The following is a 12,529-nucleotide window of genomic DNA, read 5'->3' on the forward strand; positions in this document are numbered from 1 at the left end:
CGACGTGGTGCGCCGCGCCGACATCGTCGTCGCCGCCGTGGGCCGCCCCGAGATGGTGCCGGGTGACTGGATCAAGGAAGGCGCGACCGTAATCGACGTGGGCATCAACCGCATCGAGCGAGACGGCAAGAACAAACTGGTTGGCGATGTGGACTATGCCAGCGCGGCCGAACGCGCAGGTGCAATCACTCCGGTACCGGGTGGCGTAGGCCCGATGACGATCGCCTGCCTGCTTGCAAATACGCTGACCGCCGCGTGCCGGGCGAATGGCTTGCCAGAGCCCGAAGGCCTGACAGCGTAATACCCGACACAAAGACCTATTTGGGTATGGCCTGATTAGCCGGAGAGCCTGCGCGCTCTCCGGTTTTTTGTTCTCCATGTATTATTAATGCGTATGGGGACTTGTTAACTTGACCCAGCGTTAACCCGTGATAAGCCTTCTAATCCAAGTGGTTGTGAGGTTAGACTACCTTCCGTTTGATGTTTTTGGTGCAGGCTAAGAAGGTGTGTTGCTTGGTATGAAGTCCAAACTAAGTCCGATCATCTCGTTTTGCAGTCTTCAACGTGTAGTGGCCGGCCTAGTTTTTGTTCCATTGCTTGCCTATTCGTTCGCACCCTTTCGAGACATGACGCTGTCATATTCACAGCGGTTGTTGTTCTGGACTGGTGTAATGCTACTGGCGCTGTTTGCAACATGGGCTGCGGGGCAACTTGTGCGCACAAAACTGAGTTTATCGGGATCGTTGTTCCGGGATTTTGCTTTTGCTGCGTTGATCCTGTTGTTGTTTGCCCCCTCTTTGTGGTTTCTGACGTGGGTTCTGTTCTCATTGAATGGACGGATGGCTCCAGACCTGTTGAAGGTCGTCCCTTATGGGCTTCTGTTTGCGACGGGGCTAATACTTGTTCGTCAATGGGGCGATCCAGATGAAGCAGTGGAAGAACCTCGACCACGGCTCTACCATCGATTGCCAACTGGTTTCGAGGGGGAGATCTACCGGCTGACCGTGCGTGATCACAGCGTCGATGTCGTAACCTCAGAAGGGACATTTACCATCCGCTCGCGATTTACCGATGCGATAGCTGAGATGGAGCCGGTTCCTGGGCATTGCACACATCGATCACATTGGGTGGTGGATTCCACAATTGTTGGGGTCAAGAAAGAGGCGGGGAAAACCTACCTGCGTTTGAGGAACGGCGATGAAGTACCTGTCAGCCGGAAATACAAGCAGCATCTTGTGGATGACGGGCTGTTATAAGGGTCATCGCGGCATTGGAATTTTCTGGGGCTGATCCCCCGTCAAGATTGCCCGGGCATCTGAGGCCATGATCCTTGTCAGTGTTTGGTCTGTGCTGCGCAACCCGCCGGTATAGATCCCATAGGCGGGCAGGATTAGTCGGGCATGATCCAAAAGGAACGCAGGTCGAGAGATCGAGCGCCCCCGAATATTCAAACTTGCCTTGGGATGATAGTGGCCGGAAATCTCAGCCATTGCATCTGGTTGGGCTATATGGCGAAAAGTGAGGCCGCTGAAAATCCATTCGGATAGATGCGTACCACCAATTTCAACCGGACCGGGGTCATGATTGCCTTCGATCCAGATCCAGTTCCGACCTGCTTGCAACGTCGTAATCCGAAGCCTGTCCTCAGCTGTCAATGCAGTTGACGCGTCCAAGTCATCAAAGCTGTCCCCCAGACAAATTACTGACGTGGCCTTTGTATGTGACAAGTCACCTCCCAGCCGTGTCAAAGTCTCGCGTGTATCATAAGGGGGGAGCGAAGAACCGCCCCTTCGAGCGATGCGTTCTGACTTGCCCAGATGCAGATCAGATACGCAAAGCAGGCGTTGATCGGGCCACCAAAGCGCCCCGGAACCTAGTGCGCGCAGTTGGTGACCCGCAAAGGAAAACTCGACGTTGTTCATGGTACGTTCTTTGCCTGTTTCGACGGACGGCGCAAGAGGAATCACGGAGATTGTATGCCTGCAGCTTGCAGCAAGCGGGCACTCTCTTCGGCCAGAAGACGTTCTTCTGCCTCACCTTTGACTGGCACTTTTCCCATTTCCAGAAAGAGCGGCGCAGCCAATGGAGAAACGCGATCCAGCCGCAGAAGATCGATGCGGCCATTGATTCGCCCGACCATCGCTTCGATCCGACCGAAATCAACCAATCCGCGCATGGCTTCTTCGCGGGTGATCTGCATCAAAAGATGGTCGGGGTCGTATTTCAGCAGAGTGTCATACAAGATATCTGACGAAAACGTCGCCTGCCGCCCGCTTTTTCGCTGCCCGCCGGTATTGCGTTCGATTAGGCCTGCGATTGTGGCCGAGGCGCGAAACGTCCGTTTCATCACGGCGTTGCCTGCCAACCACGTTTCCAGCCCTTCGCGCAGCGCATCAATTTGAAACAATGGGCATGGATCGGTTACCGCATCCAGGCCCCAGATCAGGGTGGCATAGTCGGTAGCGACAAAGCCCAGTGGGGCAAGGCCGGTCTCTTCCATACGTTTGGTTAGTAACAAGCCCAGGGTCTGCTGCGCATTTCGGCCTGCAAAGCCATAGACACAGATATGTTCACGCCCATTGTCGGGGAAGCTTTCGATCAATAGTCGATCGCGCTGCGGTAGGCGCGAGACCTCGCGTTGCAACGCCAGCCAATCGGCGGTGTGGTCGGGCAAGTGTGGCCAGTCGCTTTGCGCGAACATGCGCAGGATGCGATCGCTAAGCTGCGTAGATGTGGCGAATTTTGTGCCAGAGAAGGTTGCGATTTTGGGTTTCTTGTCGGCACGGCGGCTGACCTCAACCACCATTTCACGCAGCCCTTCATAACGGACGATCTGACCGCCGATCAGAAATGTGTCACCGGGGGTGAGCGAGGCAGCAAACCCTTCTTCCACCTCGCCAAGTGGCTTGCCACCGCGATTTCGTTTCAACCGTACCTTCAGCGTGTCAGTGTCCTGAATTGTGCCCAGATTCATCCGGATACGCTGCGCTGCTCGTGGATCACGCAATTGCCAGCGCCCATCTGATCGCTGCTGCAACCGCTGCCAGCGGTCATAGGCGCGCAGGGCGTACCCGCCAGTGGCGCAGAAATCCAGGCAGGCATGAAATTCGGATCGGGGGAGGTCGGCATAGGGCCCCGCCGAGGTCAGCGCGGTGTAGAGCGCATCGGCCTCGAACGGTCCGGCTGCAGCGGCGATCAGGATATGCTGACAGAGCACATCCCGAGGGCCCGCGCCGCGAGGATCACCGTCCAGGTCATGTTCTTGCACCGCATGCAGTGCGGCCACACATTCGACCACTTCAAACCGGTTGGCAGGTACCAACAGCGCCTTCGATGGGGCATTATAACGATGGTTTGCCCGTCCGATCCGCTGCACCAGCCGTTTGACGTTCTTTGGCGCGCCAATTTGGATCACCAGATCCACATCCCCCCAGTCGATTCCCAGATCGAGGCTGCCCGTGCAGACAATGGCCCGCAGATCACCGCGTACCATTGCGGCCTCAACCCTTTCGCGTTGCTGCCGGTCCAGACTGCCGTGATGGATACCGATTGGCAGACTTTCATCATTTGCCAGCCAGAGATTATGAAAGAATATTTCGGCCTGAGCGCGCGTGTTGTGGAAGATCAGTGTGGTTTTATGCTGCCGAACCTGCTCCAGCACCGCCGGAATGGCATAGGCGGCGCCTCCACCAGACCAGGGGGGCATTTCTTTGGTTTCAAGCATCGCGATATCGGGATCTGGGCCGGGATCGGCCTGAATTATTCTGCATGGATCAGGATGCCGCGCCAGAAACTGCGCAATGCCTTCTGGGTCTTCCACAGTCGCAGACAGGCCGACACGGCGCAAATCGGGGCAGAGCGCTTGCAACTGCGCCAGTGCAAGCATCAATTGATCGCCCCGCTTGCTTTCCGCCAAAGAGTGAATCTCATCAACGATGATGCGCTGGACTCCCGCAAACATACGCGGCGCGTCTTCGTAGGAGGTGAGTAACGCCAAGCTTTCTGGTGTTGTCAGTAGTATATGTGGAGGATCAACACGCTGGCGTTTCTTTTGCGTGGCCGACGTATCGCCAGTGCGGTCTTCGATCCGTATAGGCAAGCCGATCTCTTCCACCGGGGTACGCAGATTGCGGCGGATATCAGCGGCCAGCGCCTTGAGTGGTGAGACATAGATCGTATGCAGCCCATCATGCGCGCCGTCGGCCAGTTCGGACAGGGACGGCAAGAAACCGGCCATCGTCTTGCCCCCGCCTGTCGGGGCAATCAACAGCGTCGCCGGCTCCTGTGCCTGGTCGAACATGTCTTGTTGATGCGGGTGGATCGACCAGCCTTTGGCGGCAAACCAATCGCTAATCCGGGCGGGAATCTGCGTCATGGCCGCAGATTAACCGCCCGGGTTCAGAAGGACAGGGGGTTAGTGAACGATCTTTTCTTCCTTGACGAACATGTTTGCCCAGGCACGGTCGATCAAGTCGGGGCTCATCTGATAGGGGATGCCTTCGAATTCGCAGATCGAGATCATCTGGTCGATCAGGAAGATCGGTTGATAATTCGCGTATATGTTCTGGATTGTCGGGTATTTGACCTTCAGCAGATGTACCAGAGCCGCTTCGTCCAAAGGCATCCCACGTTTGCGGGCGACCATGGCAAAAATCTTAAGGAAGTTCTCTTGGTTCGGACCATCAATTTTTATCTTGAAGAAGATCCGGCGCAGAGCCGCTTGGTCGAAGATTTCATTCGGATGGAAGTTGGTTGAAAAGATGACCAGAGTATCGAAGGGCACTTCGAACTTCTCACCTGATTGCAGGCCGAGGATATCCTTGCTTTCTTCCAGCGGAACGATCCAGCGGTTGATCAGGGCCTGAGGGGGTTCGGCCTGACGCCCAAGGTCGTCCACGATGAAAATGCCTCCGGTCGATTTCAACTGCAGCGGTGCCTGATAGGTCCGGGCAGTGGGGTTGTAAACGAGGTCCAACATGCTTAGCGACAGTTCACCGCCGGTTACCACGGTCGGGCGCTCGCATTGCACATAACGCGTATCGAACCGTTTCCGGCGGCGCAAACTGTTGGGATCGTCCTCTTCCTGTTCAATCGCGGTGTGAACAATCGGATCGTATACGGTGATCACCTGCCCCGAATATTCGATGGCGCGCGGGACATAGACATTGTCACCCAGCGCGTCCCGAATTCCGTTCGAGATTGAGGACTTACCATTGCCCGGAGGGCCATACATCAGGATCGACCGACCGGCGCTGACAGCAGGGCCCAAGTGATCCAGCAGGCTGTCGGGTAGAACCAGATGACCCATAGCACCAGTCAATTGATCACGGGTGACCTGAATGTTGCGGATCGACTGACGCTTGACCTGTTCGCGATAGACGTCCAGTGGCACCGGCATCGCGCCGAAATACTCCGATTGGCTAAGCGCGTCCAATGCACGGGCCTTTCCTGCATCGGTTAACTGATACCCCATCTCGTTGCCCGAGTTGGCGTTCAGTGTGCCTGTCGCCTCCATCAGTTTCTGTTCCCGTGCGATATCGATCAGTTCCTGCGTCACCGAGCCGGGCAAGCATACCGCCGCGGCAACCTCGCTTACCGTATCCACGTTCTTGCGAAAGATCGTTTTCAGCAGAATGTCACGCATCATCACCAGCGGAAGCTGCATTTCAGCCAACCCCTTAGGGGCAGGAGGGGCCATAACGGAGGACGTCTGCATGTTCATAAGCGGGACTCGTCTGTCAATTATCACACCAAAGGCCCCATGCAGGGCCGTTTAGGGAAAATTTGACGCGTCTTTGTGGCAGGACCAAGGCGCGGGCAAGGCGCGGTCATGATTGTTCACGAACCGTGGATTATGCCCAAAATCAGGTAAGCCACGAGGCTACCTGCAAGCGTCAGACCCATTGGAAACTGTTTACCGCGATCCCAACTGTCCCAATGCGGAGCTATCTGGCGCAGTCGGGTGTGTTTCGCTAACCGGTGGGAACAAAAAGCCCCTAGCAGCGTGGCAGACAGAATTATGAATACCCACATGAAATCACTGGCCCAGACAAAAGCAGCGGCGGCAGCGCAGAATTTGGCGTCACCAGCTCCCATAATTCCAGCAGCGTTCAATACGATGCCGACGATCAGAACAACGACTATGTGAAGCAGCTGCCAGGCGTATAAAGGCAGCTTGACAGTGACCGGACCAAACGTGCCGGGTAGCCATTCGCCCGACCATGGCGGCAAAACGAAAAGGCCGACAACGAGAAAAACCACCAACAGTGCCATGACCGCATGGTTCTTGATCCGCATCTCACGCATATCGGTGAAGGCAACGTAGAAACAGATCGGCAGGACAAATGGTAAGAACCACGCTGCCGCTGCCGCTGGTATGTGCATGGATCAGGCGTCCTCGAGTGCCCGAAGCGAGCGAACGGCTTCGTCATAATGCTGGGGATGCGTGGCGATTGCCTCGCGATACAGGTTCTTGGCGAGGTTTACATCGCCTTGTTTAACTGCCGAAATAGCCATCGTATTCAGCAACATCGCCCGTTCGGTCTGAGACATCGGGACAACCGGAACGCTGTAATTGCCTTGTGCACTGCGCGCCAGAACCAGATTGTTCTTCGCGGTAAATAGCGCGTTGTCCTGTTGAATGGCTTCGGTGAACAGACGTTCAGCTTCGGCATATTGCCCGCGTGCCATTTTGGAGTAGCCCCAGTTATTCATGACACCCGCCGGTCGCGTAGTCAGGCCAACTGCGGTTTCATAATAATGGTCTGAGCGTTTCCAGTCTTTTCTGGAGTCTGCCACCAGCGCCTCAAGCCGATAGCGCTTGAAAGTCTCATAAGTGGGTGGGATTTTGTCGAGTGTTGCCTTTGCACCGTCCCAATTTCCGCTACGCACTTGCGCATCTGCATATTCAACCCGGTCGGCGTTGTTTGCACCTTTCATCCCGAGCACACGTTTCCATGCCGCTGATGCCTCGGTGTTGCGCTTGGCGCGGGTCAGGGTAATCGCAAGACCACGCTGAAGATCGATCCGGTCCGGGTTCTTGGCGGCCGCACCCTGAAAATAAGTGACGGCTTCATTTGGATCAGCTGCATTCAGCATCACGTCATTCAGGTTGGTCTCGTCAATAACGTTCACTTCCTGAAATGTACGTTCGACTTTTTCCTCTTCAGTTTCTTTTGCGCAAGCGGAAAAAACCAGCCCGCACGCAAGCATCGTCGGAATCAAAAAGGGATGGCGCATTTTTGCGTCCTTTACTGCTCTGCCTCTATTGCCGGGTTTTTGCGCAGAACGAATTGCCCGTCGCCGCGCTGCTCCAGCTCAAATTCTTGTTCTTGTGGGGTATTATTAGCAGGATTTTCCATTTTTGCGAGTGCTAACCGCAAATTGTCACGGATTGCGTCACTTTCGCCATTGTCTAACGCAAAAGCACGGCGGAAAACCTGTGCTGCTTCGGCGTATTCGCCCGTCTCCATCAGGAATACGCCAAGATTATTCCAGGCGACCGGCCAATCGGGATCATCCTCCACTGCTCGGCGTAGCAGGGGTTCGGCTTGTCCGATCCGGCGTAAGCCCAGATTGGCGGTGCCGAGCGAAGTCAGGATCTCGGGTGTCATTCCATCTGTCAGCGCCGCCCGGGTAAAGGATTCCATGGCAAGTTCGTATTCGCCAGCCGCCATCAGGCGATTGCCGATAGCGATTTCATCCACAGCCGGGCCATCGGGGTCAATCCCAGGCGCAAATGGATCATCCGGAGAACGCGTTTCAGTGCAAGAGGCCACCATAGCAATAACCATGGCGGCCCTAAAGAGATGACGCAGGTGCAAACCGAAAGGCTTGAGAACCTTATCACGCAGAAGGTGAGCGTTATTGGCTTCCAAACTCCATGATACCTTTTGCCGAAGGGCCAACAAGAATGACCAGAAGGGGGGGGACGGTCAGCATCATTGTGGCGAGTGTCATTTTGGTTGGCAACTTGTTCGCGGCTTCTTCGGCGCGCATAACGCGCTTGTCGCGCATTTCGTCGGCGTAAACCCGCAGAGCTTCTGCGATCGAAGTACCAAAGGTGGCTGACTGGATCATAACAGTCACAAATGCGCTAACGTCCTGAACTCCGCAACGGGTGGCAAAATCGCGCAGGACCGTATCCTTTTCTTTGCCAGCCTTCATTTCATAGGCGACGACTTCAAATTCAAGCGCAATGTCGGGATAGGAGGCTTTCATTTCTGCCGCGACCCGAACGATGGCCTGATCAAGCGATTGGCCGGCTTCGACGCAAACAAGCATCAGGTCAAGCGTGTCCGGGAAACCGTTGACGATGGCCTCCTTCCGTTCCTCTACGCGCCGTGTAATCCAGTACTTGGGTATGAAGTATCCGACCAGTCCAGGCCCCAAAACGCGAATTAGGAGTTGAGTAGAGTCAAACTCCTGATCACCTGCGAAAACCGTGACCAGTGAGATACCGATCAGAATTCCGACAATCCCCAACGCAAACTGCGAAAAATGATAGAATCGGACGGCATCTTTTGACTGATAGCCCGCTTGGCGCAGCTTTAGCTGAACGGCCGAATATTCTTCCTCGTCCTTAGGCTCGAGGAAGTTGGCAAACTTTTCAAGCTGCTCGTTGCGGCTGGCGTTTCTCAGGCGTTCTTTCTTTTCTTTCTTACTTTTCTTAGGCGCCGCGTTTGAACGTTGTAGCTTTTTAAGTGGATCCTCAGGCTGATTCAGCATCAAAGGGACGGTGATCAGGATCATAAACAAACCCAGAATACCAACGACAATCAGCGGGCCAAATTCGCCTAAATGAGCTTTCAGCAGCTCATTGATCTGGCTCAGAATTTCCATGGCGGCACCTCTAAACCTTAATATTAGTCAGGATTTTCATGACGATCAGGTTCAATGTCAGCATGATGCCAACAAAGAAACAGGCTGGAATAAAAAGCGGATGATCCATCACCGAATCGTAATAGTGCGGATCCTTGACCAGAATGAACATGAGGCATGCAAGAGGGAAGCCGGACAGGAACTTTCCTGACCATTTTGCCTCAGCGGTAATCGCATTCACCCGACGGAACAAGCGGAACCGGGCCCGGATCACTTTCGCAAGGCCGGCGAGAATATCAGCAAGGTTACCCCCCGACTGCTGCTGAATGGAAACCGCCACGGCTAGGAAGCGCAAATCCTGCATATCTAGCCGTTCTGCCATGTCCTTAAGCGCTTCACCCACTTCCCGGCCATAAGCAGATTCATCCGAGATGATGCCAAATTCCGTCGCAAGTGGGTCCTCCACTTCGCTGGCAACGATCTGGATCGATGAAACAAACGGGTTGCCGACCCGAAGCGATCGCACCATCAGTTCAACCGCATCCGGTAATTGTTCTTCGATCAAAGCCATGCGTTTCTTGGCCTTGTTGCTGACCCAAGTATAGACAGCACCAATACCGATGGCACCCGAAAGCGCGATCCGCAATGTTATTTCGGTCGCAGTGGCCACGCTGAGGGCCATGAAAACCAAACCAGAAACCAGCGCCATGATCATAATCAGCTGTCTGGGCGAGAAGGCGATTGCGGCTTTTTGGGCTTTGTCAGCCAGAAGCGAATAGAGCGGGATGCTCTGCGACTTCATATGCTGCTGCATTTCCTTGCGCAGTTGTTCCAGTACCTGTTCGCGACCGACACCCTTGTCGATCATATCCAGCCTGCGATTGACACGGCTGTTCAGACTGATCGATTTTCCAAAGGCGACAAGATAGATACCTTCGACCAGGGCAAAAACCCCGACGAAAATCACGACATAGATGAGCGCCTCGACAGGCAGTTGCATATCTTGGTTCTCCTACATCGTGGTCGGGTCGTAGATCGAAGCGGGTAGATCGAAACCCCACAGACGGAACCGCTCTGAAAAGTTGCTCCGGACGCCTGTCGCAGTGAAATGGCCGATGATCTTGTTATCAGGGGTCAAGCCAACGCGTTGAAATTTAAAGAGTTCCTGTAAGGAAATCACGTCACCTTCCATCCCAGTAATCTCAGTGATGGAAGTCATGCGACGTGAACCGTCCTGTAGACGGCTGGCTTGAACAATCAGGTTCACAGCCGATGAGATCTGGCTGCGGACGGCTTTGATCGGCATTTCGATTCCAGCCATCGCGATCATGTTCTCAAGACGTGAGATACCGTCGCGGGCAGAGTTGGCGTGGATGGTGGTCATTGATCCGTCGTGGCCTGTGTTCATGGCCTGCAACATGTCGATCACCTCGGCACCACGCGTCTCGCCCACGATGATGCGGTCAGGGCGCATACGTAGAGCGTTTTTTAGACAGTCCCGTGGGCTGACTTCACCTTTGCCTTCCACGTTGGGCGGGCGGCTCTCCATCCGGCCCACATGGGTCTGTTGTAGCTGAAGTTCCGCCGTATCTTCGATGGTTAGGATGCGTTCGGCATCATCGATAAAACTGGACAGCGCGTTGAGCGTTGTCGTCTTACCGGAACCCGTACCACCCGAAACGATGATATTCAGGCGTGTAGAAACCGCGGCCTGCAAATAGGCGGCCATTTCTTCCGTGAAGGCGCCAAAATTGACAAGATCGTCAATGCCCAGCTTGTCCTTCTTGAACTTACGAATCGAAACCAGCGAGCCATCAACTGCAATCGGCGGCACCATTGCGTTGAAACGCGAGCCGTCTGCCAAACGGGCGTCAACGTAAGGGTTGGATTCATCGACACGACGGCCAACAGCAGACACAATCTTGTCGATGATCCGCATCAGGTGCTTTTCATCCTTGAAGGTGATGTCGCTGATTTCCAGTTTGCCTGCTCGCTCGACGAAAATCTGCTGTGGGCCGTTTACCAGAATATCGTTGACCGTATCGTCCTGCAGCAAGGTTTCCAGCGGCCCCAGGCCGGTGACCTCATCATAAAGTTCCTTGTTGAGCTGAGTGCGGTCCTCACGGTTCAAGACAATATTGCGCGATTCCAGAACTTCGCTTGAAATTGCACTGATCTCAGCCCGTAACTCGGCCTCTGCTGCTTTCTCAAGCGCCGCAAGGTTCAGGTTTTCAAGCAGTTCACGGTGCAGTTCCAGCTTGATCTCACCCAAACGCTCTTTGCGCTTGCGCTCTTTGTCGTTGACGGTGACCTCCGCCGCCTTTTTTTGCACCGGCTTGCGTACGACATTGGTCGAGGTCGCCGCCGCAGCTGGCGTTGCGGCCTCAGCTTTTTCAGGCGCCGGGGTTTGGACCGGCTGCGCCGAAGGCTGTTTTTTATATCTTGAAAACACGGCAGCTCCCCTTTGAATTATGCGGCTTCAGCGTCGCTGCTGCCTAGGCTATGAAGCGATTGAGCAAGTTTGGCGATCTCGCGGCGTAGCGGATTCTTGGCCGCTGAGTTTGCCAATGGCAGGCCGTGATCACCGCTTTGCATGACTGCCTTGCCACCATCAGGTAGAAGCAAGTCGATCGAAATTCCCAGGCTTTCGCCCATACGTTTGACCCGGCCTTTTCCGTTGAGGTCGGTGAATTTCGGTGCCCTGTTCATGGCAAACCGCAACTTGTTAAAAGGCAGTTCTTCAGCTTGCAAAGCCCGTTTCAGGCGCAACGCGTTCTGAGCCGATCGCATATCAAGTTCGATCAAAGCAAAATAGACGTGCGCCGCCTGCAGCACCGTTTCAGACCAGTGAACCAGTGTTTTGGGCATGTCGATCACGACGTAGTCGAAGTGGCTGCGTGCTGTATCGATCACTCGCTGGATATCCTCAGGGTTGATAATATCCAGTGGAACCATATCGGACGGAGCGGTTAGGACCTGCAGCTTGTCTTCGAATGTTTGCAGGGCTTGCCCGAAGGATTCCTCATCCATGGAATCAGTGTCCGAGAGCATTTCGAATACAGCTTCGTGGCGCGGAAGGTCCAAAAACGTAGAAACGCTGCCATATTGAAGATCCAGATCAATCAGGCACACTTTGGGTGCTTCCTTGGCTGAAACTGTAGCCAGTTCCCACGCAAGGTTTACGGCCATCGTTGTAGAGCCGACCCCGCCTGCGAGCCCCTGGACCACGAACAGCGCGCCCTCTTTCGACGCACCATTGGCCAGCGGCACTGCTGCGGCTTGTGGTGCTGTGACCGGGTCGGGCTTGTTCATCCGGTCAATCGCTTCCTGAAGTTCGTTTTCGGGAAGCGGGTAGGGGACAAACTCATCAGCGCCCTTACGCAATAGTTGATGCAGGGAAGCCGGAGTCACATCTTCTGCGATCAAAACAACCTTTATGCCCTTTTCCTTGGCACGCGTGATGATTTCACCCATCATGGTCAAGTTGTCTTCGTCATCACCATCCAGCGCCAGGGCAACAAACTGAAGCGATTCAGCTTCGGGCTGGCTAAAGAACGCGAGCGCCTCGGCAAACCCCAGATCCCCCCAGCGTTCTCCTAGCGCGGCTTCCATATCTTCGATCAACAGATCGAAATTCTGGACATCACGGCTAATCGTGCAGGCCAGAATGGCGTCGTTTTCATCTTGCGGCGTCGCGCTCGTCATAAAC

At 54.8% G+C, this 12,529-nt stretch carries 11 protein-coding genes and 1 pseudogene; 2 read left to right on the forward strand and 10 right to left on the reverse strand.

Features of this window, described 5'->3' with window-relative positions; all coding sequences use genetic code 11:
• Together ACR0IU_RS14090 and ACR0IU_RS14095 are read left to right on the forward strand one after the other, a co-directional pair.
• A pseudogene (locus ACR0IU_RS14090) lies at positions 1-301 on the forward strand (bifunctional methylenetetrahydrofolate dehydrogenase/methenyltetrahydrofolate cyclohydrolase); the annotation flags it as partial.
• A gap of 325 nt (positions 302-626) precedes the next feature.
• On the forward strand, positions 627-1,256 hold the full coding sequence (locus ACR0IU_RS14095; RefSeq protein WP_480716692.1) for a LytTR family DNA-binding domain-containing protein: 630 nt from the start codon (positions 627-629) through the stop codon (positions 1,254-1,256).
• A 3-nt stretch (positions 1,257-1,259) separates the two neighbouring features.
• Here ACR0IU_RS14095 and pdeM read toward each other — a convergent pair whose 3' ends face one another.
• The 10 genes from pdeM to ACR0IU_RS14145 form a co-directional block, all read right to left on the reverse strand.
• On the reverse strand, positions 1,260-1,922 hold the full coding sequence (pdeM, locus tag ACR0IU_RS14100) for a ligase-associated DNA damage response endonuclease PdeM (protein ID WP_480716693.1): 663 nt from the start codon (positions 1,920-1,922) through the stop codon (positions 1,260-1,262).
• A 41-nt stretch (positions 1,923-1,963) separates the two neighbouring features.
• Positions 1,964-4,375: a ligase-associated DNA damage response DEXH box helicase gene (locus ACR0IU_RS14105; RefSeq protein ID WP_480716694.1), complete on the reverse strand. Its 2,412-nt coding sequence runs from the start codon at positions 4,373-4,375 to the stop codon at positions 1,964-1,966.
• A gap of 39 nt (positions 4,376-4,414) precedes the next feature.
• Entirely contained in the window at positions 4,415-5,722 is a 1,308-nt protein-coding gene (locus tag ACR0IU_RS14110; RefSeq protein WP_010441649.1) for an ATP-binding protein, read from the reverse strand.
• Between the two features lie 116 nt (positions 5,723-5,838).
• Positions 5,839-6,384: a prepilin peptidase gene (locus ACR0IU_RS14115; RefSeq protein ID WP_170473313.1), complete on the reverse strand. Its 546-nt coding sequence runs from the start codon at positions 6,382-6,384 to the stop codon at positions 5,839-5,841.
• A 3-nt stretch (positions 6,385-6,387) separates the two neighbouring features.
• Positions 6,388-7,239 carry a tetratricopeptide repeat protein gene (locus ACR0IU_RS14120; RefSeq protein ID WP_170779328.1) on the reverse strand — a complete coding sequence of 284 codons (852 nt, stop codon included), beginning with the start codon at positions 7,237-7,239 and terminating at the stop codon, positions 6,388-6,390.
• Between the two features lie 11 nt (positions 7,240-7,250).
• Positions 7,251-7,793 carry a tetratricopeptide repeat protein gene (locus ACR0IU_RS14125; RefSeq protein WP_480716695.1) on the reverse strand — a complete coding sequence of 181 codons (543 nt, stop codon included), beginning with the start codon at positions 7,791-7,793 and terminating at the stop codon, positions 7,251-7,253.
• A 70-nt stretch (positions 7,794-7,863) separates the two neighbouring features.
• Positions 7,864-8,841 (reverse strand): type II secretion system F family protein, encoded by a 978-nt coding sequence (locus tag ACR0IU_RS14130; protein WP_480716696.1) that lies wholly within the window; start codon positions 8,839-8,841, stop codon positions 7,864-7,866.
• 10 nt (positions 8,842-8,851) lie between these two features.
• A complete protein-coding gene (locus ACR0IU_RS14135) occupies positions 8,852-9,820 on the reverse strand; it encodes a type II secretion system F family protein (protein ID WP_170779330.1) in 969 nt (322 codons plus the stop codon).
• Positions 9,821-9,832: 12 nt separating this feature from the next.
• Positions 9,833-11,272: a TadA family conjugal transfer-associated ATPase gene (locus tag ACR0IU_RS14140; protein WP_480716697.1), complete on the reverse strand. Its 1,440-nt coding sequence runs from the start codon at positions 11,270-11,272 to the stop codon at positions 9,833-9,835.
• A gap of 17 nt (positions 11,273-11,289) precedes the next feature.
• A complete protein-coding gene (locus ACR0IU_RS14145; RefSeq protein ID WP_170541618.1) occupies positions 11,290-12,525 on the reverse strand; it encodes an AAA family ATPase in 1,236 nt (411 codons plus the stop codon).
• Positions 12,526-12,529: the final 4 nt, after the last annotated feature.

The sequence above is a fragment of the Ruegeria sp. CL5 genome, assembly GCF_056536485.1.

Bases quoted from the DNA above. Each gene is read 5' to 3' on its own strand.
- ACR0IU_RS14115 (WP_170473313.1), bottom strand. From the start codon at position 6,384: ATGCACATACCAGCGGCAGCGGCAGCGTGGTTCTTACCATTTGTCCTG.
- ACR0IU_RS14125 (WP_480716695.1), bottom strand. From the start codon at position 7,793: ATGGTTATTGCTATGGTGGCCTCTTGCACTGAAACGCGTTCTCCGGAT.
- ACR0IU_RS14095 (WP_480716692.1), top strand. From the start codon at position 627: ATGACGCTGTCATATTCACAGCGGTTGTTGTTCTGGACTGGTGTAATG.
- ACR0IU_RS14130 (WP_480716696.1), bottom strand. From the start codon at position 8,841: ATGGAAATTCTGAGCCAGATCAATGAGCTGCTGAAAGCTCATTTAGGC.
- pdeM (WP_480716693.1), bottom strand. From the start codon at position 1,922: ATGAACAACGTCGAGTTTTCCTTTGCGGGTCACCAACTGCGCGCACTA.
- ACR0IU_RS14145 (WP_170541618.1), bottom strand. From the start codon at position 12,525: ATGACGAGCGCGACGCCGCAAGATGAAAACGACGCCATTCTGGCCTGC.
- ACR0IU_RS14135 (WP_170779330.1), bottom strand. From the start codon at position 9,820: ATGCAACTGCCTGTCGAGGCGCTCATCTATGTCGTGATTTTCGTCGGG.
- ACR0IU_RS14120 (WP_170779328.1), bottom strand. From the start codon at position 7,239: ATGCGCCATCCCTTTTTGATTCCGACGATGCTTGCGTGCGGGCTGGTT.
- ACR0IU_RS14105 (WP_480716694.1), bottom strand. From the start codon at position 4,375: ATGACGCAGATTCCCGCCCGGATTAGCGATTGGTTTGCCGCCAAAGGC.
- ACR0IU_RS14110 (WP_010441649.1), bottom strand. From the start codon at position 5,722: ATGAACATGCAGACGTCCTCCGTTATGGCCCCTCCTGCCCCTAAGGGG.